Raw genomic sequence first — 24164 nt, 5'->3', positions numbered from 1 at the left:
GCATCTAAGGATGCCCCCGAAACACCCCGGCAATGGAAAATATCCCATGCAATCGCTGACGACCCCGCTTCTTTTGATCTTTGCGCTGGCCGTCATTGGCTATTTTGTGGCGAAGTCCCGGGCCTTGCAGGTGGCTGGCGGTGATATCCGCAAACTTGTTTCCCTTCCCAATCAGCACGCGTTGAACACAGCCCTTTCCACGGCTGTTCCGCCTGCTGCCGCTGTTCTTTTATTCGCACTCTACGCCCGCCTGACCGGGGGAGAGCCGAACTGGTTCTTCTCATTGATCATTCTGGGGTTGGGTGTCACGGGCTGTGCGCTGTCACTGATCGGGATCAAGACAGACAGCCGCGCGCGTACCTACGCAGAGCGTTGGATTTTGGGCCTGCTGATCTTTGCCTCTAGCATCGCGATTATGACGACCATTGGCATCGTGTTTTCGATGCTGTTCGAGACATTTAATTTCTTCGGCCAATATGACTGGCGCGATTTCTTTTTCTCACTCAACTGGTCGCCGAATTTCCGTGGCAATTCTGACTTGGGGATTATCCCACTGTTGTGGGGCACACTTTACGTCAGCTTTATTGCGCTGCTGTTTGCGGTGCCAATCGGGCTGTTTGCAGCGATCTACCTGTCTGAATACGCAGGGCCGCGTCTGCGTGCGGTGGCCAAGCCCGCGATCGAGGTTCTGGCCGGTATCCCGACAATCGTTTACGGGCTTTTTGCCTTGATCACGGTAGGTCCGCTTCTGCGCGACTACTTCGCTGAACCCATGGGCTTGGGGCAAAGCGCATCTTCGGTCATGACCGCTGGTCTGGTGATGGGTATCATGCTGATCCCATTTGTTAGCTCACTGTCTGATGACATCATCAACGCTGTCCCACAAGCGATGCGCGATGGGTCACTGGGCCTCGGCGCCACACCGTCGGAAACCATCCGCCAAGTTGTGATCCCTGCGGCCTTACCCGGCATCGTTGGCGCTGTCCTTTTGGCCGCGTCCCGTGCGATTGGCGAAACGATGATCGTGGTTCTGGGGGCAGGGGCTGCGGCCCGATTATCGCTGAACCCGTTTGAGGCGATGACGACTGTGACTGTGAAGATCGTCAGCCAATTAACCGGGGATACCGATTTTGCCAGCCCCGAAACGCTTGTGGCCTTTGCCCTGGGTCTGACCTTGTTTGTTATCACCCTTGGCCTGAACGTATTCGCCCTCTACATCGTGCGCAAATACCGGGAGCAGTACGAATGAAAACCTCCCTTCTGGCGAGCGACGCGCGGACCAAAAAACGCAATGCAGCAGAGGCGCGTTTCAAGGCCTACGGTCTGTCGGCTATCGTTGTCGCGATGCTTGCTCTGGCCGTGCTACTGACCTCTGTTTTGACAAACGGTCTCAGTTCTTTTCAGCAGACGTTTATCGCGCTGCCGATCGAGCTTTCAGAAGAGCGTGTGGACAAACAAGGCAACCGTGATCCAGCGGAAATGGCGAAAACGACGACAATTGGCTACGCGCCGTTACTGCGCGCGGCCATCGTGGCAGAGGTAGAACGCCAAGGTCTGACCACCACATTATCTGACAAAGAATTGGGAGAGCTGATTTCAAAAGAAGCGGCCGCAACAGTGCGCAACCGCGTCTTGGCCAACCCGGATTTGGTCGGGCAGACCATCACCTTCGATCTGTTGGCTGCTGGCCGTATTGACGGTTTTTTCAAGGGCCGTGTCACCTTGGAAAGTGCCGCCTTGGACGGTAACACGTCGCCTGAGGCATTGATGATTGCGCAGTCGTTGGCTGATGCGGGTGCTATTGAGACCAAGTTCAACTGGAACTTCTTTGTCTGGCCCGATGCATCCGTGCAGCGGCCAGAGGCGGCAGGGCTTGGTGTCGCGATCCTCGGCTCGTTTTATATGATGCTGGTGGTGCTGTTCCTTGCGCTGCCCATCGGCGTGGCCTCATCCATCTATCTGGAAGAATTTGCGCCAAAGAACCGGATCACGGATATTATTGAGGTGAATATCTCAAACCTCGCCGCTGTACCGTCGATTGTTTATGGGATCTTGGGGCTGGCGATTTTCATCAACTTCATGGAATTCAACCAATCATCGCCCTTGGTCGGTGGTCTGGTGCTGACGCTGATGACCTTGCCCACGATCATCATCTCAACCCGTGCTGCGCTGAAATCCGTGCCCCCATCTATTCGCGATGCGGCATTGGGTGTGGGCGCATCAAAGATGCAATCGGTGTTCCACCATGTGCTGCCCTTGGCGGCACCCGGTATCCTGACTGGCACAATCATCGGGCTGGCGCAGGCCTTGGGCGAAACAGCCCCATTGTTGCTGATTGGTATGGTGGCATTCGTGCGCGAATATCCGGCGGCCTATACGCCAGAGGCGGGGTTGTTTGGCGAGGCATCAACAGCGCTGCCGGTGCAGGTGTTTAACTGGACACAACGCTCTGACCCGGCCTTTGTGGAGCGTGCGTCAGGCGCGATCATTACATTGCTGGTGTTTTTGCTTATCATGAACGCGGTCGCCATCTATCTTCGTCGCCGCTTTGAACGGCGCTGGTAGGGGGCTGACAAATGGAAGATATGGTACATGTGGATCGCGCGATGAGCACTCAGCAAGACATCAAAATCTCGGCCAAGGGCGTACAGGTGCACTACGCTGACACCCACGCCATCAAGGATGTAGACGTCGATATCGACGACAAGACAGTGACGGCCTTTATCGGCCCATCGGGCTGTGGCAAGTCCACTTTCTTGCGTTGTATCAATAGGATGAACGACACAATTGATATCGCTCGGGTGACCGGTGATATCCGGATTGATGGCGAGGATATCTATGATCCCAAGGTCGATCCGGTACAATTGCGCGCCAAAGTGGGCATGGTGTTCCAAAAGCCAAACCCATTCCCCAAGTCGATCTATGATAACGTGGCTTACGGCCCCAAGATCCACGGGTTGGCACGCAACAAGGCCGATCTGGACGAGATTGTTGAGAAATCCCTGCGCAAAGCCGCGCTTTGGGATGAAGCAAAGGACCGGCTGGACGCACCTGGAACCGGGCTTTCAGGTGGTCAGCAGCAACGCCTGTGCATTGCGCGTGCGATAGCTACTGCACCTGAGGTGTTGCTGATGGACGAGCCTTGCTCGGCGCTTGACCCTATTGCGACAGCACAGGTTGAGGAGCTTATTGACGAGCTGCGCCAAAGTTTCTCGGTCGTGATTGTCACGCACTCCATGCAGCAGGCGGCGCGCGTCAGCCAAAAGACCGCGTTCTTCCACCTCGGGAACTTGGTGGAGTACGACGACACCGACAAGATTTTCACCAACCCGCAGGACCCGCGCACGGAAAGCTATATTTCCGGCCGGATCGGGTAAGGAGCAGTGGTAATGAACGAACATATTTCGTCGGCCTATGACCGTGACCTTGAAGGTATCACGACCCTGATCATGAAGATGGGTGGCCTTGTCGAAGAGGCGATTTTGAAAGCCGCTAAATCGCTCGCTGATCGCGATGTTGAATTGGCCGAAGAAGTGCGCGCCGGTGACAAGGTGATCGACGCGTTAGAAATTCAAATCAACGAAGAAGCTGCGCGTACGATTGCCCTGCGCGCGCCTGTTTCCAAGGACTTACGGTCAGTTCTTACAGTGCTCCGTCTTGCTGCATCATTGGAGCGTATCGGCGATTATGCAAAGAATATAGCCAAGCGGACAAGCGTTGTCGTCGAGATGAACCCGGTCAACGGATCAGACGCTGCCCTGCGCCGTATGGCGCGCGAAGTCGAACAAATGCTGAAAGATACGCTTGATAGCTATATCCGTGGCGACGCAGACTTAGCCGAAGACGTGCGCCAGCGCGATCAGGAAGTGGACCAGATGTATAATGCGCTGTTTCGCGAGTTCCTGACCTTTATGATGGAAGACCCGCGCAACATCACAGCCTGCATGCACCTGCATTTCATGGCCAAGAACATTGAACGGATGGGCGATCTGACGACAAATATGGCAGAGCAGGTGATCTATCTGGTCACCGGCGAAATGCCAGATGAGGCCCGCCCCAAAGGCGATAAAACCGCTTATGTGACTGATCCGAGCTAAAACAATGGCACAACAACCCCATGTTCTGATTGTTGAAGATGAGGCCGCCCAGCGTGAAGTACTGGCCTATAACCTTGAAGCAGAAGGTTTCCGTGTGACACGGGCCGAAAACGGTGATGAAGGGCTTTTGTGCGTCCAAGAAGATCTGCCTGATGTGATCGTGTTGGACTGGATGATGCCCAACTTATCAGGCATCGAGGTCTGTCGCCGGCTTAAGATCAAGCCGGATACGCGCGCGATCCCGATCATCATGCTCTCTGCCAGATCAGAGGAAGTTGATAAAGTACGCGGGTTGGAAACCGGTGCGGATGACTATGTGGTCAAGCCGTACTCTGTCTCGGAACTTATGGCCCGTGTTCGCACGCAATTGCGCCGCGTGCGACCTGCGACCGTTGGTCAGGTCCTCACCTATGACGACATCGTGCTGGATGCCGAAACCCATCGTGTGACGCGCGATGACAATCCGCTCAAGCTGGGACCGACAGAGTTTCGCTTGCTCACAACATTCATGGAAAAACCGGGCCGTGTCTGGTCACGTGACATGCTGCTGGATCGGGTTTGGGGACGCGATATCTACGTCGATACGCGCACCGTTGACGTTCACGTCGGGCGCCTGCGCAAAGTGCTTACGCAACATGGCGGGAGTGACCCCGTGCGCACGGTGCGCGGTGCGGGTTACGCGTTGGGCTAACGGCCCCACGGCCCGTGGTGACCCGATCCGCCATCGACCCGCGCAAACCCGTGTGCACCAAAGAAGTCGCGTTGCCCCTGGATCATATTTGCGGTGCCCCGCGCGGTGCGCATGGTGTCAAAATAGGCCAACCCGGATGACAATGCGGGCAACGCAATCCCGTGCAACGCGGCTTGGGCCACGACCTGACGGAGTGCGCCATGTGTCTTTTTCAGCGTATCGGCAAAACGTGGGGCCATCATCAGATTACGATCAGGATCATCGCGCAGCGCGGACGCCATATCATCAAGCATGTCGGACCGGATGATGCAGCCTTGCCGCCAGACTTCGGCAATCGCGGGCAGGGGCAAGGCCCAACCGAATTCCTGCGAGGCTTTCTCGATCATGCCAAAACCCTGCGCATAGCAAAGGATCTTGCCGGCGATCAGCGCCTCTTCCAGCGTTTTCGTTGGCATCACATCATGTGCGATATGGTGCGGTGCGGTGCCGAACAATGCCTCGCCAGCAGCGCGGGCATCGCGTTGTGACGAAAGATTGCGCGCCACGACCGCCGCTTCGATCGCGGGAATGGGGGCTGCCAAATGCTGCGCTTCGATGGCTGTCCAACGCCCGGTGCCTTTTTGACCTGCCGCATCGACGATGACATCCAGCATGGGCTGTCCGGTTTGCGGATCAGTGGCAGCGGCCACCTTACCGGAAATTTCAACCAGATAGCTGCGTAGTGGACCTTTGTCCCACTGCGCAAAAACATCCGCGATAGCAGAACTTTGCATCCCGCACCCGTCACGCATAATGCCGTAAATCTCTGCAATCATTTGCATATCGGCGTATTCGATGCCGTTGTGAACCGCCTTTACAAAGTGCCCTGCACCTTGTTCGCCCATCCATGTCGCACAGGACGCCCCTTTATGTTTTGCTGAAATCGCCGTGAGGATATGCGCAACACGGTCCCAGTTTGCGCGTTTGCCGCCACCCATGATTGAGGGGCCAAAGCGTGCGCCTTCTTCGCCACCAGACACGCCAATCCCTAAAAATGGCAGATCACCGGCCTCGGCTGCGCGACGGTTCGTGTCGTGAAAATTCGCATTGCCTGCATCGATGATCATGTCGTCATCGCCCAGCAAGGGACGCAGTGCTGCAATCTGATCATCGACGGGTTGACCTGCCGGCACCATCAGAATGATGGCGCGGGGCGTTTTCAGGGCTGACACCAAGTCTTGCAGCGTGTCCGTCGGGGTGATCCGATCAGCCAGGGCGCCGGCGTTGGCGTGAAAGTCATGGGTGGTTGCCGTGGTCCGGTTCCAGACGGCGATGTCAAAACCGTTATCGGCGATGTTCAAGGCGAGGGCGGCCCCCATCGTTCCTAGGCCGATCAGGCCTATCTCAGCGCTGCTCATGGTGTGGGGTCCTTTCGCCTGTAACGTCCCCGACATATAGGCGGGGCCACAGCGATTGTCAGGTCACCATTTGCGGCTGCAGGTATTGCGCGGCGATAAAGATCACATAGCCCACCATCATGGCGATACCGACGGGGCGCGTGAGCTTGCCAATACTCAGCATATAGGCCGCAAAAGCAACTGAGACACCGACCGTGACCCACAGCTCCATTCCCAACAAGACCGGGTCGACGTCAAGCGGTTTGATGACCGCGGTGAGCGCGATGATCGACAGGATGTTGAAGGTGTTGGAGCCGATGATATTGCCGAGGATCAAACCAACGGATTGCTTGCGTGCGGCGGCGATGCATGTCGAAAGCTCTGGCAGCGACGTCCCGAAGGCCACGACAGTCATGCCGATCACCGCTTCGGGGACCCCGATCGCTGTCCCTGTTTGCACAGCACCTTTCACAAGTAGTTCAGAGCCAACAGCCAACGCGGCCAAACCGGCCAGCAGGACCAGGATTGCACCCTTCATAGACGTAATTGCTTGGGTTTCGTCATCATCATCTTCGTCTTCGAGGACAATGCTGTCAGTCTTATATTGGTAAGCCACGAAGGTCACCAAGATCGCAAACATGATCAGACCAAAGACTTGGCTAAAGCTGCCCGACAACATCCCATAGACCATAATCGCCGTGGCCACGAGCATCATGGCGAGGTCTTTGATCAGATGTTTTGGGTTAGCTGTGACCTTGAAAACAAAGGCTGTTGCGCCAAGCACGAGCAGGATATTTGCAACGTTGGAACCAAGCACATTGCCAAGTGAGATGCCGGGATACCCTTGCAGGTTGGCGTTCACCGACGTGAAAAGTTCGGGAACCGACGTTCCAAATGAGACAATCGTCGCTCCGATGAACAGCGGCGACAGTCCGGTGCGTTCTGCCACAAACACCGCCGCATCAACTGTCCAATCACCGCCTTTGATCAACAAATACAAGCCAAACGCCATCGCGCCTGCGGCCAAAACAAAGAGCTCGTAGGTGGTCAGTTCAATCAATGTCTATGTCCCGATCGTTCGTCATTGGGCTAGCGGCGTGCGGGCGGGGATAGCCCATTTACGACTGAAGTGTAATAGCCTTTGTTGCCAAGGTACGGTGATGTGCTTTCGATGCAAAAACCAAATGAATTCAATGCTGAGACTGTCCATGTGCAACGCTTATCCTGTTGCACTTTGGCAAAGCGCGATAGTTTCATCAGTCACACCCTTTGGTTCCCCGTTTGCGTCTATGTAGCTTCAGGTTCCGGTCTTTAAAGAGGTGCGCTTGACGAAAAGTGGGCGACGTTTGCACGTCGCCCACGGCTCATCAGAAACTTGCTCTGCTGTTATGCGGTGACTTTTGGTCGGGTGGCCTTAGCAAATCCGTAGAGGCCAACCGCGCCTGCGATGCCAATCAGGTCTGAAATCCAACCCCCTTCAATCATGAAAAGCGCAACAATCAACAACCCGACCCGAATAGGCCATGCGGCTCTGTCTCCGACCCACCAGCCCTGAACGCCAGAGGACAGCAGGAACACACCAAAGGTCGCAGTGATCCCGGCGCGGATGACCTCAAACCATGTGCCGTCCATCAGTATTGCGCCGTTGTAAAAGAACATGAAAGGCACGATGAAGGCTGAGATCCCGATCTTGAAAGATGCCACCGACGTCGCCATCGGGTTTGATCCTGATATTCCCGCCGCAGCATAACTGGCCAAGGCCACGGGTGGTGTGATCGCCGAAACGACGGCGAAGTAGAAGACGAAGAAATGCGCTGTTAGGGTCGGTATGCCCAACTGAACAAGACCCGGTGCAACCACCGATGCGGCCACAGCATAGGCGGCCGTGGTCGGCATCCCCATACCCAGCAAGATTGCAATACACATCGCAAAGAACAAGGCGAGAAGTTGATTGGCCTCGGCGATGTTCAGCAACACGGATGAGAAGCGCGCACCGACACCGGTGAGTGAAATCACCCCGACGATGATCCCCGCACAGGCACAAACCGCGATAATCTGGATCGACATGATCCCGGCCAGCTCGAACGCTTTGCTGACTGACCGCAAACCCATCCGATAGGGGGTGAACCAGCTGACCACTGCTGCTGATGCCGTTGCCAATGTGCCCGCACGGATGACCGAGTACCCCATAAACAGGGCGCCGATCAGAATGATAATGGGCAGGAACAGAAACACCCGGCGTGCCATTTCACGCAGCTTTGGCAATTCATCCTCACGCATACCTCGCATGCCGAGTTTCGCCGCTTCAAAATCCACCATGAAGTAGATTGATACAAAATACAGGATCGCCGGGATGATGGCGGCAATGGCAATGTCGGTGTAGGGAATGCCCGTAATCTCGGCCATGATGAATGCACCGGCGCCCATAATCGGCGGCATAATTTGCCCACCGGTCGATGCTGCGGCCTCAACAGCGCCTGCGGTTGTCGGCTTATATCCGACCTTTTTCATTAATGGGATGGTGAGTGACCCTGTGGCGACCACGTTACCTGCGGATGTGCCGTTGATCATGCCCATCAGGCCGGATGCAAAGATCGCCACTTTTGCCGGGCCGCCGCGCGCGCGCCCCGCACAGGCGAAGGCAAAGTTGACGAAGTAGTCGCCAACCTTTGAGGCCTGCAAGAAGGCTGCGAAGATGATGAAAAGGATGATATAGGTTGATGACACCGCCGTTGTCGGCCCCAGAATGCCCGCGTCCGTGTAGACTTGGCTAAAGAAGCGCTGCCAGGTGATGTCGGGCGCATTCAGGAAGCCGGGCAGTTTTTCACCGACAAAGACGTAAACCAGAAAAACACCTGATATGACGATCAAGGCAAGGCCTGCTACGCGCCGTGTGAGTTCCATAATCAGCGCAGTACCCGCGATAGCCGCAAGGCTCATCCCAATCGGGGCAAACGGTGTCCCGGTTGAATTTCGCATCAGCGTGCCAAAAATCGTGATCAGGTAGATTGCGACAGCAACGCCGCAAACGCCCAAGACCAAGTCCGCCGGTGCGATCTTTCCCCGGACGCGTGGGCGGACCCATCCAAGTACGATACCTGCAATTGTGGCTGCGATGAGCGGATAACCGTAGTGATAAGTCTCGGCCGCCCTAATCCCTTCGTCAATGCCATTCCACATAACACCGCCCCGGATGTCGGCCGCAAAACCAAGCGCGGTATAGCAGGCATAAAGAGCAGGAAGCAGAGCGGCGTAGCCGAGCCAGTCGAGCGGTCCCGCACTATCGTTGTCATCGTCAGGAAAAGCCCGTGCAGAGTACAAAAGGAACCCAAGGATCAGCGCGCCAGCGATATGGACAATCCGAAAGTTCCACGTCTCCATTGGAAAGACGGGTAGGAACGGAATGTCGATGCCGGTCCAGCCACGAATGGACCACCCATTCAGTGCCGCCATGTGAAACAGTGCGTAAAAGCCAGAGATCGCGGCAATCGCCAGATACGTCCGCCCGGTAAAGATGCGGCGGTTATGTTCGACAGGTTCGTCGTCCACGCCGTCCGCAATGACGGGCCCCTCTGTTTGATCATCTGTCTGGGTGTTGGTGGTCATCGGTCTGGTCCTCGCATGCGTACATGCACGCGCAAAAGCGCGGCTGGTGTGCCGTCAAGATAAAGAAGTATGGCAAAAGTGCCTAAGGCCGCATCTGCATGCGGCCTTAGGGCTGTCAATCTTAGTTGCCGAAAATCTCGTCTGCGGGGATCTCAGCGCCTGCGTTCTCAATGAACCACTCAGCAGCACCGGGGTGCCAAGGCAGCACGCCTGCGTTTTTTGTGTAGTTCTCGGGCAGTGTCGAACGTGCGGCACGGTGGATATTCACCATACGCTCGTTGTCGGACATGACGACATCGACCGCTGCTTTCACGAAAGACGCTGGCAGATCACAATTGGCAATCGCAAAGTTCCACATGGACACCGAACGCGCTGGCGCTTCGAGTGTTGTATATGTGTCGGCTGCGATTTCGAAAGACGCCACAGGGAAGGCTGCCTGAATTGTGGCCTGCTCTTCTTCGGTAAACTCAATAATGTTTACCTCTGTTTGCACTTCCAACTGGGACACCGCCGGTACTGGTACGCCTGCTGCAAATGCGATCACATCCAGCAAACCATCCTGCAACTGGCCACCAAGGTCGGTCCAACCGCCGTTACGGCGTTCAAAGTTGACGCCCAGTTCTTCCATCATCCGGGGAAAGTAGGTGTCCGATGTTGAACCTGCTGGGCCGAAGCCAATGCGCGCGCCATCAGGAATGTCTGCGATGCTTTCGATGCCCGACGACGCCAGAGCCGTCACAGAGAACGGGGTCTGATACATCGGGAACATCGCACATGCGTTTGTCATCTGCAGGCCGGGTGCGATTGGGTTTGTGCCGGCAATAGACTCCGCCGCAGGCCCCATTGTGGTCATGCCAAACTGCGCGTCACCTGTATGCACAAGGGCCATGTTCTGCATTGGGCCGCCGGTCACTTCGCCACCGCCAGTTAGCCCAAGTTCTTCCGCCACCAAGTTGGCCCAGCCTGAGCCGTAGGCAAAGTAGGTGCCGCCTTGGGACGCCGTGCCAACGGTAAAGCTGGTCGGCCAATCTGCCGTGTGACCGTCTGCGAATGCGGTCGTTGCCGTCAATGCGGTTGTCGCAATAAGTGCTGCGATTTTCATAAAGATGTCCTCCACTAAGAATTACTGATCCCTCCCGGATCAGATCGTGACCCAACGCACTGATAAAGCATTTAGGCCGGATGAGGCACAGTTCCACCGGCTGTCCTTTGTAATACAAGCGGTATGTCTGAATGTTTGCGTTAACACTGTGCAAATAGATATTGCGATGGGTCGCGTTGGGGGCAAAGCGCCACACTGATGGGTGGGAAAAGGAACAAATCAGGCGTCAGCTTTGGAAATTCCGTGTTTCTGCATTTTTTCGTACAGCGCTTTTCGCGATAATCCCAGCGCTTCGTATGTCTGCTTTAGACTGCCACCTTGGGCGGTGAGTGCTGCCAGAATTAGCGACTTCTCATGTGCCGCAAGCTTGGATGCCAAGGTTTCGGTGTCGTCAGTGCAAGGCTCGGACACCGTTGGCTCCAACCCCAAGACAAACCGGTCCGCAGCATTGCGCAACTCGCGCACATTGCCGGGCCAATCCTGTGTGGCCATCTTCCCAAGGACCTCAGCAGGAACATCTGGTGCTTGCTTGGAATAGCGTGCAGCCGCTTGCGCAGCCAGGTTCAGAAAAAGCGATGGAATATCGTCACGACGTGCGCTGAGTGGGGGAACGGCCAAGGTCACAACATTCAACCGATAGAGTAGATCCGCGCGGAAAGAGCCCGTTGCGACAGCTGCCGCAAGGTCTGTTTTCGCAGCCGCGATCACACGTATGTCCAGCCCGACGGGTTCATTCGCACCGAGGCGGGTGATTTCTCTGGCTTGGATGGCATGCAGCAGTTTTGCTTGAATAGGGACAGGCAAGCTGTCGATTTCATCAAGAAAGACGGTGCCTTGGCGGGCAAATTCGAATTTTCCGAAACGCGCACGCATGGCCCCCGGAAAGGCGCCGACCTCGTGACCAAACAGCTCGGACTCGACCAGATCAACGGGCAGTGCGGCGCAATTGATATGCACGAACGGATGTGCGGCACGGGCTGACAGATCATGCAGGGCGTGCGCTGTCACGTCCTTACCTACGCCCGTGTCACCCGTAATCAGCACGTCAGCATCCGTCGCAGCAATCGTGCGGACCTCTTTGCGGAAGGCGACCATTGCGTCTGATCGTCCGATCATGCGCGCCTCCAACTTGTCGCGGCCGCCAACTTCGCGCTTGAGCGCGCGGTTCTCGATTGTCAGTCTGCGTTTTTCAAGAGCCCTTTGAATGGTCGAGACAAGCCGTGAGGGGGCAAAAGGCTTTTCGATAAAGTCATAGGCGCCTTCACGCATGGACTGTACGGCCAAGTTGACATCGCCATGGCCTGTCACAAGGATCACTGGGAATTCCGGATCAACCTCCAACACCTTTCGCATCAGCCAAAGCCCGTCATTGCCGGGCATACGAATATCGGTGACCAATATACCGGGAAAACCACGGCTGATCTGGGCAAGCGCCAGCTCGGCTTTATCAAGGATCGTGGCCGGAATATCGGCCAGCATCAGCGTTTGGCTGGTTGCGTGCCGTAGTTCTTCCTCGTCATCAACAAAAAGGACGGTTTGTTTCACTGTGCCGCAACCTCCACGGGGTTGGCCGGTTGGAGTTGGACCGAGAACAGCGCCCCGCCATCGGGATGGTTCTGGGCCGTCAGGTTGCCATCAAAGTCACGCACAATGTTGTAGGAAATTGACAACCCCAACCCCATGCCTTTGCCCGGTGATTTCGTTGTAAAGAACGGATCGAATATATGGTCGACGGTGGCAGCTTCGATGCCATGCCCAGTGTCGCGGACCTTTAATGTTGTCCCATCAATATTGATTTCGACAATACGGTCCGGCTTGTCTTCCATTGCATCAAGCGCATTGTTGATCAAATTGACGATTACCTGCTGTAATCGCACGTGGCCACCAATGACCCAAACGTCCCTATCAGGTGGCATATAGGCAATTTGTCCACCCTCTGACGTCAGTCGGACATCAACAACTGCCAATGCGTCAAGGACCACAGCGTTCAAAAGCAAGGGGCCGGTTGCCTGTTGGGGGCGCCGCGCAAAGCTGCGCAGATGGGACGAGATTGTCGCCATACGGTCTGCCATTTTGGAGATCCGCGAGATATTGTCTTTTGCCTCTGGCACACGGTCACGTTCCAGAAAGGCGGTCGCATTGTCTGCATAGGATTTTACCGCCGCGAGAGGTTGGTTGAACTCATGGCTCAGGGCTGCTGACATTTGCCCAAGCGCCGACAGTTTTCCGGCCTGGATCAAGTCGGTTTGCGTTTGCCGAAGATCACGAAGTGCAGTTTGCAGATCGGCAGTACGCTCTGTCACTGCAGTTTCCAGAACCCGCTTGGCATCCTGTTCCCTTGCAAACGCTTCTGCCTGGCGTGCTTGTTTGAGCAAATAAGCCAACAGCGCCGCGAGGGCGAGGCCGGCAGTAAGACTTGCAATCAGCAGGGTATTGAGCGCGTTCAGGGTCGCCGGTCGCCGCGGTGACAAAGCTGACATTGTCCAATCAAGATCTGTCAGGTGCTGCGAGGATAGTACATAGCTTTCGCGCGCAGTGCCTTCGATATAGACAGTCTGCGCATCAGCAGTCAGCGGTGTTGACGTGATCGGCAGCAGATCAATCCGATCAATGGGGTATTGCAGGTTTTGTGCAATCAACCGCAGTGTATCATCGCTGAGCGGTCGGATCGCACGAAAGTGCCAATCGGGTCGCGATGACATAAAAACAAAGTCATTGCGGTCCGTCACCATAAATTCGCTATCGGCGCCCCGCCAAATGCTCTCAAAGGCGGCGATGTTGAATTTGATCGCCAACACGCCGACAATGCGCTCGCCGTCCTCAACAGGCGCCGCATAGAAATAGCCGCGCTCACCGGTTGTTGTTCCAAAGACCGAAAAGCTCGTTAAATCGCCATTCAAGGCCTGAGTGAAATAAGATTGATAGTTGAAGTTGCGGCCCAGGTAACTGCCCGGTTCCCGGTAGGACGCTGCGGCAAGCGTCCGGCCGGAAATGTCCATCAGGTAAACATCAGAGGCCGTGACCGTGGCCGCGGTCTGGCGCAAGTCTTCATTCACCATCGCAACCAGGGCGGCGTTGTCGGGATCACGCAATAGGGCGGTAAGTGTCGGTCGCTCTGCGATAAGTGCGGGCAACGGCGCGTAGCGCTCGATGGCTGCGCGTAGGCTTTCGACCGCGAGTTTGAGCGGTACCGCATTCTGGGCCGCCTGCACGCGCATATAGTGACGTTCAAGCGCGGGAAATGACGCTGCTGCCACAGCTGCCGTTAAGATGGCAATGGCAGCCACTAGGTGAAAGATGCGGCGACGCGGTAGGCTCATCGGGCGATTATGCGGCAGAGGCCAGTGCGGATACAATCTCAAAGTTGGCCTTTCGATGGCGAGATATAGATCTTTAACCTGCCATGAGAGATATTATGCAACCGGTTGCAAAAAAAAATATCATCGCTAGAGTGAGTCGCACACAGAGGAGGGTTTTGTGTCGCCAATGTTGCCAGTTGGATTAAATCATATGACGGTTCCAAACGCGTCGGCACGCCAGCTTTTGAAGATCGCGCAGGGCTTGGGTTGTGTCGGTGTCGAGCTGCGAAACGATCTTGGACGCCCGATTTTTGAGGGTGAAATGGCAGCGGACATTGCGCAAGCGGCGCAGGTGGCAGGCCAGTCAGTATTGGCGCTGGCCGAGGTCAAATCATTCAATCACGATACCGCCAGCAAACGGCATCAGGCAGAGGCACTGATCATGACGGCTGCAGCCTGTGACGCGCAGGGAGTGGCTTTGATTCCCAAAATCGCTGACGATATCGTCACGCGCCATGTGCAGCGCGACAGGTTGCGCGCCGCGCTGAAGATCTTGCAACCGGTATTGGAAGAACACGGGCAAAAGGGGCTGATTGAGCCTCTAGGTTTTGCCAGCAGCACTTTGCGTTTTAAAGAAGATGTCGTTGCGGTGCTTGACGATCTGAACCGTCCAGACTGCTTTGCAATCGTGCATGACACGTTTCATCATCATCTGGCGGGTGGCGGTCCCATTTACGCGGATCTGACGGCAATCGTGCATATCTCGGGCGTTGTCGATCCAGCGCTTGGCGTGGACGATATGCATGATGCGCACCGCGTCCTTGTTGATGCAAACGACCGTTTGGGCAACGTCAGCCAACTGCGCGCATTGATATCCGCAGTTTATAACGGGCCGGTCTCATTCGAGGCCTTCGCCCCAGAAATTCACGACATGACAGACCCGACAGAGGCATTGGCCGGGTCTATTGCATTCATCATGTCGCAACTGGCCGACGTTTCGGCTGGGGCGGCATGATGGAAAAGACGCCTCGAACAGAGGTCCCGGTTTAATCATACGTGCGCCGGGCACGTTCCTTGGGAGGAAAACGATGAACAAGATCCTTTTGGCCGCTGGCCTTTCAACGCTCATGATGGGCACAACTGCGATGGCAGAGCTGCAAATCGGTGTGTCTGTTGCCCGTTTCGACGACAACGGCCTGACCGTCATGCGCAACGGCATGACCGCATTTGACGATGCAAACGACGAGGTCAGCCTGCAAGTTGAAGATGCAACCGATGATGTGGCCAAGCAGTTGGACCAGATCAACAACTTTATCGCGTCAGGTGTTGATGCGATCATCGTGAACGCTGTGGACACCAACGCGACCGAGGCGATGTCGAACGCTGCGGCTTCTGCCGGTGTGCCGCTGGTTTATGTGAACCGCCAGCCAATCAACATGGATACTTTGCCCGATGGTCAGGCGTTTGTAGCATCCAACGAGATTGAGTCAGGCACTTTGGCCGCATTCCAGATGTGCCGTCAGCTGCGTGCTGAAGGCAAAGCGGGCGGTGCAACGGCCTATGTTTTGGTGGGCCAGCTGTCCAACCAGGCTGCTGTACAGCGCACCAAAGACTTTCATGACGTGATCGGCATGGACATGTGTAACTTCATCACCATAATTGATGAGCAGACGGCAAATTGGTCCCGCGATGAAGCCAACGACCTGATGACGAACTGGATTTCCTCTGGTGAGGAATTCGACGCGGTTTTCGGCAACAACGACGAGATGGCTCTCGGCGCGATCCAAGCAATGAAAGCGGCTGGCATTTCGATGGATGACGTTGTTGTCGGTGGTGTTGATGCGACATCTGATGCGCTGCTTGCGATGTCTGCGGGCGACATGGACGTGACCGTATTCCAGGACCTTGCAGGTCAGGGTGCTGGTTCCATTCAGACTGCAATGGCGCTGGCAAAGGGCGAAGAGGTCGACAAAACTGTCTTCATTCCCTTCAAGTTGGTCACACCAGAGAACTTGGCAGAGTTCCAGTAAGTTCCGGTTCTAAAACCATATGTGCGAGGCAGCTTTGGCGTTGCCTCGCACCACATGACTACCTCAGCGATAATCCAAAAGGGAGCCTGACAGATGTCAGACCAAAGCGACGGCACCGGCGGCCTCACGTTCGATAAATCAAAGCGAAGCTGGCCCAATGAGGTGAACGTCTTTGGTGCGCTGATCCTGATTATCGTGATCTTTGAAGTTTTGGGGCAGGTGCTGCCCTATATGAACGGTCAAAGCCTGTTGTTTGATACGCGCGACCGTTTTGACAGTATTTTCAACGAACAGCGTTTGCGGATTATCATCGTGCAGGTGGCGATCATCGGCATCATTGCCCTTGGTGTGACGCAGGTGATTATCACCGCAGGTATTGATCTTTCATCAGGGTCCGTGGTCGGTGCTACCGCGATGATCGCGATGAGCTTTGCCCAAGTCGCCGAAGTGAACGGCGGTCCAAACCCCAAGGCCATCTTTGGTGAATGGGCGCTTGATCTGCCTGTCATTGTGCCAGTCATGGTGGGGCTTGGGGTCGGCTTGATTGCGGGGTTGATCAACGGTATTTTGGTTGCCTATTCACGCATCCCACCCTTTATCGCGACCCTTGGCATGATGCTCTTTGCGCGCGGTGTGGCCCAATGGTGGTCCTTGGGCAATCCGGTGTCTTTTCCAACAGATGCCTATGCCAAAATCGGTGCGGGTATGATGCCGGTGATCATCTTCCTGTCGCTGGCCGTGCTGTTTCATTTCATTATGAATTATACGGTTTACGGCAAGCATACCTATGCCATCGGGTCCAATGAACAAGCGGCACGGATGTCCGGTATCAACGTGCCACGCCATCTGGTGCTTGTCTACGTGATTGCGGGGATGCTGGCAGGACTGGCTGCGGTTATCCTGACGTCAAAGAACCTGACCGCGCAATCGGGCATGGGTCTGACCTATGAGCTTGAGGCCATCGCCATGGCTGTGATCGGTGGCGTTTCCTTGTTTGGCGGGCGCGGGTCAATCATTGGCACCGTGATTGGGGCGTTGATCATCGGGGTCATCACCTCTGGTTTCACGTTTCTGAAGCTTGGCGCGTTTTATCAGGAAATGGTGCTGGGCATGATCATCGTGAGTGCGGTCGCATTGGACCAATGGCAACAACAACGCGCTGCAGCGCGCGCATAGGGGAGGCTGAGAGATGTCAGATACAATTCTGGAAACCAAAGGCCTGACCAAGCACTATGGCGGTGTCCATGCCTTGGAAAACGCGGACTTTGTGCTGAAGCGCGGCGAACATGTGGCAATCATGGGCGACAACGGTGCAGGCAAATCCACTTTTGTGCGCCAGATTACTGGGGTGGAGCAGCGCACACGCGGTACGGTCACGTTTGACGGTGACGAGGTCAGTTTTGCCGGACCATTGGATGCGCGCGAAGCTGGGATTGAGACCGTGTTTCAAACCCTCGCACTCGCCGATGATCTGAATGTGCCCGACAACCTCTTTCTTGGCCGCGAGAAAACTATGTGGAATTGGCTTGGCCCGTTCCGCAGGCTTGATTACAAGGCGATGCGCAAAGATACGATGGCTGGCCTTGTCAAAACGGGCGTGAAGATCCCCAACATTCGAAACACGATTGCCAATATGTCAGGTGGCCAGCGCCAATGTGTTGCCATCGCGCGGACCGCGACCTTTGCCAGCAAGCTGACCATCATGGACGAACCAACTGCAGCTTTGGGTGTGCAGGAAACGGCGCAGGTCGAAAACATCATTCGCACGCTGAAAGAGCAGGGCGAAAGCCTGATCCTTGTGTCGCATAATATGCGGCAGGTCTTTGATTTGGTAGATCGGATCGTGGTCTTCCGCAGGGGGCGTATTGTCGCCAACCTCAATAAAGAGGATACAGATGGCCAAGACGTCGTGGCCTATATCACCGGCGCCAAAACCGGAGCAGAATATGAAGGCGCCGCCTGAGAAACCCAGACCAAAACTATTTGACCTTGAAGTGCCGTTTTTCCTGCCGGTTTGGCGGCGCGTTCTGGCCGTCGTGGTGCCGATTTTATGGTCGTTCTTTGAGTTCTCAAATGGTGCTGTCTTCTGGGGCCTGATCTTCTTTGGGCTTGGCAGCATCGCCGCATGGCGATTCATGAATGCCGATTGGGAAGCTGTCGCGGCGCAGGCCGAGGCGGAACGGGCTGACGGCAAGTAAGGGGTAGGGCGCGTGGCGGTAACTTTGAAAGATGTGGCGGAACGTGCGGGGGTCTCCCGGTCTGCTGTGTCGCGCACCTATACCGAAGGCGCATCCGTTTCTGAGAAAACGCGCGCAAAAGTCGAGAAGGCGGCGAATGCCCTCGGCTATAGCCCCAACGCATTGGCCTCTGCGATGACAACGGGGCGGACCAAGCTGATCGGGTTGGTGTCCAACAACTTTCACAACCCGATTTTCCTAGAGGTTTTTGACCTGTTCACCAAGGGCCTGCAAGCGCGCGGCTTGCGCCCACTGTTGGTCAACCTGACGGACGAGGTGAACCCGGAGAATTCGATCCGCATGCTGCGCGCTTATTCAGTAGATGGGGTAATTGTTGCCTCCTCAACCTTGCCCGCGACATTTGCCGAAGGGTTCAAAGATGCAGGCGTGCCTGTCGTGCATTCGTTCGGGCGACAATCGCCCAGCCCGCAAGTCAACGTGCTGGGGATCGACAATATCGAGGCAGGACGGATGGCGGCACAAACGCTGGCGGCGCGCGGGTACAAGCGTGTGGCCTTTTTGGGTGGTCCCGAAACGGCGACATCGACCCAAGATCGTTTGGCGGGGTTTGTGCAGGCCGCAAACGACGCGGCGTTGGAATTCTCGGTCAGCTTTGCCAGCAATTATTCATTTGATGCTGGCCGTGCCGAGATGCAGCGTTTGCTGCGATCCGCCCCCGCAGAGGCGTATTTTTGCGGCGATGATGTTTTGTCTATCGGGGCGTTGTCAGCGATCAAAGATGCGGGGCTGTTGGTGCCGCAAGATGTTGGTATTATTGGGCTTAATGACATGGAAATGGCCGGTTGGGCAAATATTGATCTGACGACGATCCACAATCCGATCAAACAGATTATCGCATCCTCGATTGAGCTGATCGAAGCCTCGCTCAAAGACGATAGCCGCTACCCCGAGGCACGGTTGTTTGCTTGTACGATTGTGGAACGGGGGACGCTGCGGCCATTGCCGTAAGTCAGTGCCGGAGGCTGGCAGAACCAACCCCCGGCCAGAGGGTTATTCCGCGGCGCGGTTGCCCCATGTCTGTGTTGCGGCCAGATCATCCGAGCAAGCCTGCAAGGACAGGGCGATCATCTGGTTTTCTTCGCTGCGTCCTGTGCGGGTGTCGCCGGTCAATGTCAGGCACATATCTGTTGCTGATGCGGGCGCAATTGTGCCTTCGCCTTCAAAGGCCCAGCTTTGCGCGTCAGAGCCATCACAGGCGGCCAGTTCAACCGCTGCGCCTGCTTCGGTTGAGGGTGCCTGCATGCAGACATCGAATTCAGGCATGTACATCACGCCATCGGCAAACTGTTCAGAATCAAAGGCCTGATCAACGAAGATTTCGCCAGTTGGGCTATAGCAGGTGTGGGCCTGAAGCCCATCATCGGGGTTCGCGCTTTCGCCCTGACCTTTGGCAATATCCAGGCAATACCCGCTTTGGATATTGTCGAGCATATCGATGACATAGACCTCGACGTTTTCAGCCATGGCTGTACTTGCGGCCATGGTAAGAGTGAGTGTCATAGCAGTTGCTTTTAGCATAGTGCTTTTTCCTTATTTCTATGCGTGAATTACTCGACCGCGAGGCGGCAGAGAACGGTGTTGCTTTGTTCCAGATCAGGGCCCCAGATCAATTCGGCGTCCGCGTCCCAAGAAATCTCATCATATCCCATTTTGGGTCGACCTGTCCTGCGGTGTAGACATCCGCTGGTGCCCAATCGGCGGCGTCAAACCCCGCCAGGTCCCAGCCTTCGGGTTCTTCGCTGGCTTCAAACCCGCAAGGCGCCTGGCCTGCGACCGGATTGCTTTCGCTTTCGCAGGATTTGTCCAGGGGGGCGGTGTGGATCACATGGCATTGCCAGCCATCGTCGCTGACCACGACGGTTTGGCCGGCGGCATCGCGGATCTGAAGGATCACGCCACCATCGCCCATCTGCTGACGACCAGAGCCGATGTATTCCAACCCGGTGTCGTTTTCTTTGAAGTCCTTGGCGACAAGGCCCAGAACAAAGGGGCGTTCTGCCTCGAAGGTGAAACTTTCGGCATTGAACGATCGCTCGGTCGTGATGGACACGCTGTCTTCGGCAACCTGTGTGCCGTTCACGCGCAATTCAAACCAGTTGTCCGCCCAAACGTCCGCGTCATATGTCTCGGCCTGCAGCGAGGCTGCCGAAACAAGAACCGAAGTAAGAGTGATGAGTGTCAGGCGCATTGCGATCTCCGAGGTTTATATCCGTTGTCTATACTACGGATGAACCACGGACTTCCGTCGATCTTTTTCAAATATCTACAATAAGCAGGTTTTCGCGCCATTGTGTCACAGGTCGGCCTTGTTTCACAAAGCCGACCTGCACAATTTTTAGTCTCTGCAGGCTTACCGGAACATCGGTGGGCGCGCGTCGAGCCATTCGCCATCCGCTTTACCCGATGCAGCGACGGCAGAAACGGCGGCCATTGACCGCAAGCCGTCTTCGGCGCGGGGGTAGAGGTTTGCCGCCGGGTCCATCGTGCGGCCTTCCTTGCGGGCGCTGATCGCCTCGGCAAGATCGGTATAGATATTGGCGAATGCCAGCGGCATCCCCTCGGCATGGCCGATGGTGACGCGCGTGGTCCGGTCGGCTTCTGGCGACAGGTTCGCCTCGCCCCGTTCGATGATTTGCAGGCGTTCGCCAAGCGGCATGTAGAAGAGCTGGTTTGGCTGTTCCTGGCTCCACCGTAACCCGCCGGTTTCGCCAAAGACCTGAATGCCCAAACCATGCTGGCGTCCAATGGCGACAGAGCTCGTCCAAAGCCGCCCGACGGCGCCGCCATCCATGCGGAAGTTCACCATTGCATCGTCTTCTAGTGTCCGTACATCAATGCAAGACACTGTATCTGCTGATAGTTTCATCACTTCCTGCCCAGTGACAAAGCTGGCCATATGCATGGCGTGGATACCGCAATCGGCGAATTGCGCCGACACGCCTGCCTGTGCGGGATCATAGCGCCAGCGCACGCGCGGGTTATCTGCATCTGTCGCATCAGCATGGTGACCATGGGCAAACTCGGCGTTGACCAAACGGACCTTGCCAATGTCGCCCCGCGCGATCATCGCCTTCATATGGCGCACCAGTGAATAGCCGGTGTAGCCATAGTTCACCGCACAGATATTGCCGGTTTTCTTAGCAATCTCAACGATCTCTTCGCCTTCTTCGACCGTCATTGTCATGGGCTTTTCGCACAGTACGTGAAAGCCGTCTTCCAAGAAGGCTTTGGTGATCTCAAAGTGGGTGGAATTGGGTGTCGCAACTGTCACCAGATCGACCCGGTCGTCGCGCTTTTTCTCGCCCTCGAGCATATCCTGCCAGCCACCATAGGCGCGGTCGCCAAGGCCAAGCCGCTGGCCATAGTCGATGCCATATTCGGGCCGGTGATCCAGCGCCCCAGCCGCGAATTCAAACAGCCCGTCGAGCCCCGCACCCAGCCTGTGTGCTGGTCCGATTTGGCTGCCTTCGCCGCCGCCGATCATGCCCCATTTCAGTTTTGTCATGGCATTTGTCTTTCGTTCAAGAAGTCAGTTTTGCCGGGTAAAGATGCCGTACATATCCTGTACATACGCTGTACATACAGGCCGTAAGCATCAGAACCCGATGGATTCGAGGTATTTGCGGTTGCTTTCGGCATCTTCCAGCGGTGTGCCGGGTAGCGATGGGTCGCAGTCTTGCTCGACCGTGCACCAGCCTTCGAACCCGGCATCCAACAGCACTTTGCGCACAGCCGGGAAATCGACATCGCCTTGCCCAAGGTTGCAGAAGATGCCCTGACCGCAGGCCTTGTAGAAATCGGTCCGATTAGCAACCACGTCGGCCTTCACCACCGGGTCGATATCTTTGAAGTGCATATAGCTGATACGGTAGATGTGCCGTTTCATGAACGCCACCGGATCGTAGCCTGCGTAGGAGTGGTGTCCGGTGTCGAAACAGATTTTTAAGATATCTGCGTCAACCTCGCTCAAAAGCCGTTCCAGCTCTGGCTCAAAGTCGATGAAGCCTGCGGCGTGGGCGTGCATGCCAACGGTCAGGCCGTAGTCTTCGGTTCCCATCTTTGCGATGGTTGCGATCCGGTCGCGGAAGGCTGTCCATTCGGCTGTGTCCATCTGTTCGGCCTCATCCGCGCGGCCAGCTGTGGGCGCACGGCGGGGCGAGATACTGTCGATCAGCACGAGGTGCTGTGCGCCATGGGCGACCAAAGCTTCGCAGGTGCGTTTGGAGGCATCGACAACTTCGTCCCATTTCCCAGCATCATGGAACGGACGGAACACAACGCCACCGATGATGTTCAGGTCGTTCTTGGCCAGTTCATCGCGCAGGATCGCGGGGTCTTCGGGCATGTACCCAATAGGCCCCAATTCGATACCCTTGTAGCCCGCGCCTGCGCATTGGCTAAGGACCGATTGCCACGTGGGATAGGCGGGGTCGGATGCAAATTCGATGCCCCATGAACAAGGGGCGTTGCCGATTTTGATGGTCATGGCATGGCTTTCTTTTAGAAATCTGAGATGTTGCGCCAGCTGCGCGCGGCGGATGAGGCGTGACAGGCGGCGACGATCTGGTTCACCTCCATCCCGTCGCGGAACGTGGGCCAGATGTTCTGGCCGGTGTGAATGGCAGTGAGGAAATCCTTGGCCTCGATCATGATCTGATCCTGATAGCCGGTGCCATGGCCGGGCCCCAGACAAAATGATTTGTAATCAGGGTGTTCCGGGCCGGTGAGGATCTTGGTAAAGCCGCGTTGCGCCTGCGGTCCTGCGATCTTGTATAGATGCACGGCGTTTTGGTCTTCGCCGTCAAAATAGATCGCACCTTTGGTCCCGGTAATCTCGTATTTGTAGCCCATTTTGCGCCCTGTTGCGACGCGGCTGACGTAAATGTTGCCCAAAACGCCAGAAGCAAAGCGGCACATGATCTGCGCATGATCGTCGTTGGTTACGGTCCCGCCGGGGCGTTCTGGGATGACAGTTTCAACCTCTGCGATCACCTCAGTCATTGGCCCCATCAGACGCAGCGCACAATTGATCGGGTGGGGCGCCAAATCGCCCATGCATCCGTTGGCGTGGCCTTGGCTGCGCCATGTTGCGGGCTCTTCCGGGTCGGCCATGAAATCTTCGGTATGTTCGCCGCGAAAGCCTGTGATCTTGCCGATTTCACCTGCATCCAGCATTTGTTTCACGAACTGCGAGGCAGGCGTTCGGATGTAGTTGAAGCCAGACATGTTGATCTGGCCTGATTTTTCAGCGGCCTCTACCATGGCGCGGCTGTCGGCCACATCAACGCCAAGGGGTTTTTCACAGAAGACGGGTTTGTTCAGCGCGAAGGCGGCTTGGGCTATGTCGCGGTGTGTGGATTGGGGCGAGGCAATGACAACAGCCTCGACCTTTGGGTCGTTGACCAGCGTTTGCCAATCGGCGGTGCCGCGTGCAGATCCATATGCTGTGCGGTATTTCTCAGCTGATGCCCCATTTGTGGCGCAGACCATTTCCAAGCGTGGCCGCAGAGGCGTGTCAAAAATTGCACCCACCGCTGAATGGGCGACCGCATGCGCTTTGCCCATGTAGCCGCCGCCAACAATACCGATGCCAATCTGTGCCATATGGGCCCTTTCCAAAAACCGGTTGCAACCGGTTGCAATTTTGGTATCGTTCTTTTAGGCCTGACGTCAACAGCCAATCGTGGCCATGGCACAAATCGTGC

The 24164-nt window shown here is 56.1% G+C and carries 22 protein-coding genes; 11 read left to right on the top strand and 11 right to left on the bottom strand.

Going from position 1 to position 24164, the window contains the following annotated elements; genetic code table 11:
* The first annotated feature begins 46 nt into the window (after window positions 1-46).
* The 5 genes from pstC to phoB are packed head-to-tail and all read left to right on the top strand — an operon-like array spanning window position 47 to window position 4788.
* Window positions 47-1249: a phosphate ABC transporter permease subunit PstC gene (gene pstC / locus ACZ1G5_RS00160; protein ID WP_472730939.1), complete on the top strand. Its 1203-nt coding sequence runs from the start codon at window positions 47-49 to the stop codon at window positions 1247-1249.
* A complete protein-coding gene (pstA, locus tag ACZ1G5_RS00155; protein ID WP_472730938.1) occupies window positions 1246-2565 on the top strand; it encodes a phosphate ABC transporter permease PstA in 1320 nt (439 codons plus the stop codon). The genes pstC and pstA overlap by 4 nt, the downstream gene beginning before the upstream one ends.
* A gap of 11 nt (window positions 2566-2576) precedes the next feature.
* Window positions 2577-3377 carry a phosphate ABC transporter ATP-binding protein PstB gene (gene pstB / locus ACZ1G5_RS00150; protein WP_472730937.1) on the top strand — a complete coding sequence of 267 codons (801 nt, stop codon included), beginning with the start codon at window positions 2577-2579 and terminating at the stop codon, window positions 3375-3377.
* A gap of 12 nt (window positions 3378-3389) precedes the next feature.
* On the top strand, window positions 3390-4097 hold the full coding sequence (gene phoU / locus ACZ1G5_RS00145; protein WP_472730936.1) for a phosphate signaling complex protein PhoU: 708 nt from the start codon (window positions 3390-3392) through the stop codon (window positions 4095-4097).
* Between the two features lie 4 nt (window positions 4098-4101).
* Window positions 4102-4788 (top strand): phosphate regulon transcriptional regulator PhoB, encoded by a 687-nt coding sequence (gene phoB, locus ACZ1G5_RS00140; RefSeq protein WP_472730935.1) that lies wholly within the window; start codon window positions 4102-4104, stop codon window positions 4786-4788.
* Here the strand turns inward: phoB and gndA are convergent.
* The 6 genes from gndA to ACZ1G5_RS00110 form a co-directional block, all read right to left on the bottom strand.
* The gene (gndA, locus tag ACZ1G5_RS00135; protein WP_472730934.1) at window positions 4785-6185 is read right to left on the bottom strand and encodes an NADP-dependent phosphogluconate dehydrogenase; all 1401 of its coding nucleotides are present in this window, start codon (window positions 6183-6185) and stop codon (window positions 4785-4787) included. The two genes, phoB and gndA, sit on opposite strands and share 4 nt — an antisense overlap.
* A gap of 58 nt (window positions 6186-6243) precedes the next feature.
* Window positions 6244-7224 carry a calcium/sodium antiporter gene (locus ACZ1G5_RS00130; RefSeq protein WP_472730933.1) on the bottom strand — a complete coding sequence of 327 codons (981 nt, stop codon included), beginning with the start codon at window positions 7222-7224 and terminating at the stop codon, window positions 6244-6246.
* A gap of 326 nt (window positions 7225-7550) precedes the next feature.
* Window positions 7551-9770: a TRAP transporter permease gene (locus ACZ1G5_RS00125; RefSeq protein WP_472730932.1), complete on the bottom strand. Its 2220-nt coding sequence runs from the start codon at window positions 9768-9770 to the stop codon at window positions 7551-7553.
* A gap of 121 nt (window positions 9771-9891) precedes the next feature.
* Complete coding sequence (locus ACZ1G5_RS00120) at window positions 9892-10872, bottom strand: TAXI family TRAP transporter solute-binding subunit (RefSeq protein WP_472730931.1); 981 nt, start codon at window positions 10870-10872, stop codon at window positions 9892-9894.
* A 219-nt stretch (window positions 10873-11091) separates the two neighbouring features.
* The gene (locus ACZ1G5_RS00115) at window positions 11092-12417 is read right to left on the bottom strand and encodes a sigma-54-dependent transcriptional regulator (RefSeq protein ID WP_472730930.1); all 1326 of its coding nucleotides are present in this window, start codon (window positions 12415-12417) and stop codon (window positions 11092-11094) included.
* A complete protein-coding gene (locus tag ACZ1G5_RS00110) occupies window positions 12414-14192 on the bottom strand; it encodes a sensor histidine kinase (protein ID WP_472730929.1) in 1779 nt (592 codons plus the stop codon). The genes ACZ1G5_RS00115 and ACZ1G5_RS00110 overlap by 4 nt, the downstream gene beginning before the upstream one ends.
* A 190-nt stretch (window positions 14193-14382) precedes the next feature.
* Between ACZ1G5_RS00110 and ACZ1G5_RS00105 the strand changes: the two genes are divergently transcribed.
* From ACZ1G5_RS00105 to ACZ1G5_RS00080, 6 genes are all read left to right on the top strand, one after another.
* Entirely contained in the window at window positions 14383-15186 is an 804-nt protein-coding gene (locus ACZ1G5_RS00105; protein ID WP_472730928.1) for a TIM barrel protein, read from the top strand.
* A gap of 73 nt (window positions 15187-15259) precedes the next feature.
* Window positions 15260-16201, top strand: a complete 942-nt coding sequence (locus tag ACZ1G5_RS00100) for a sugar ABC transporter substrate-binding protein (RefSeq protein ID WP_472730927.1) — start codon at window positions 15260-15262, stop codon at window positions 16199-16201.
* 93 nt (window positions 16202-16294) lie between these two features.
* Window positions 16295-17377, top strand: a complete 1083-nt coding sequence (locus ACZ1G5_RS00095) for an ABC transporter permease (RefSeq protein ID WP_472730926.1) — start codon at window positions 16295-16297, stop codon at window positions 17375-17377.
* A gap of 13 nt (window positions 17378-17390) precedes the next feature.
* On the top strand, window positions 17391-18164 hold the full coding sequence (locus ACZ1G5_RS00090; RefSeq protein ID WP_472730925.1) for an ATP-binding cassette domain-containing protein: 774 nt from the start codon (window positions 17391-17393) through the stop codon (window positions 18162-18164).
* Complete coding sequence (locus tag ACZ1G5_RS00085; RefSeq protein ID WP_472730924.1) at window positions 18148-18399, top strand: hypothetical protein; 252 nt, start codon at window positions 18148-18150, stop codon at window positions 18397-18399. Before ACZ1G5_RS00090 ends, ACZ1G5_RS00085 begins: the two co-directional genes overlap by 17 nt.
* Window positions 18400-18411: 12 nt before the next feature.
* Window positions 18412-19407: a LacI family DNA-binding transcriptional regulator gene (locus ACZ1G5_RS00080; protein ID WP_472730923.1), complete on the top strand. Its 996-nt coding sequence runs from the start codon at window positions 18412-18414 to the stop codon at window positions 19405-19407.
* Window positions 19408-19449: 42 nt separating this feature from the next.
* On the opposite strand, the gene ACZ1G5_RS00075 is transcribed toward ACZ1G5_RS00080, so the two are convergent.
* The 5 genes from ACZ1G5_RS00075 to ACZ1G5_RS00055 form a co-directional block, all read right to left on the bottom strand.
* Complete coding sequence (locus tag ACZ1G5_RS00075) at window positions 19450-19959, bottom strand: ricin-type beta-trefoil lectin domain protein (protein WP_472730922.1); 510 nt, start codon at window positions 19957-19959, stop codon at window positions 19450-19452.
* A 106-nt stretch (window positions 19960-20065) separates the two neighbouring features.
* Window positions 20066-20647 (bottom strand): PEBP family protein, encoded by a 582-nt coding sequence (locus tag ACZ1G5_RS00070; RefSeq protein ID WP_472730921.1) that lies wholly within the window; start codon window positions 20645-20647, stop codon window positions 20066-20068.
* Between the two features lie 162 nt (window positions 20648-20809).
* Window positions 20810-21964, bottom strand: a complete 1155-nt coding sequence (locus tag ACZ1G5_RS00065) for a Gfo/Idh/MocA family protein (RefSeq protein ID WP_472730920.1) — start codon at window positions 21962-21964, stop codon at window positions 20810-20812.
* Window positions 21965-22054: 90 nt separating this feature from the next.
* The gene (locus ACZ1G5_RS00060) at window positions 22055-22945 is read right to left on the bottom strand and encodes a sugar phosphate isomerase/epimerase family protein (RefSeq protein ID WP_472730919.1); all 891 of its coding nucleotides are present in this window, start codon (window positions 22943-22945) and stop codon (window positions 22055-22057) included.
* Between the two features lie 14 nt (window positions 22946-22959).
* Window positions 22960-24063 (bottom strand): Gfo/Idh/MocA family protein, encoded by a 1104-nt coding sequence (locus ACZ1G5_RS00055; protein WP_472730918.1) that lies wholly within the window; start codon window positions 24061-24063, stop codon window positions 22960-22962.
* Window positions 24064-24164 lie beyond the last annotated feature (101 nt).

The sequence above is a fragment of the Yoonia sp. JB2-21 genome, from assembly GCF_055693545.1.
This window is presented reverse-complemented; position numbering and strand designations above follow the sequence as displayed.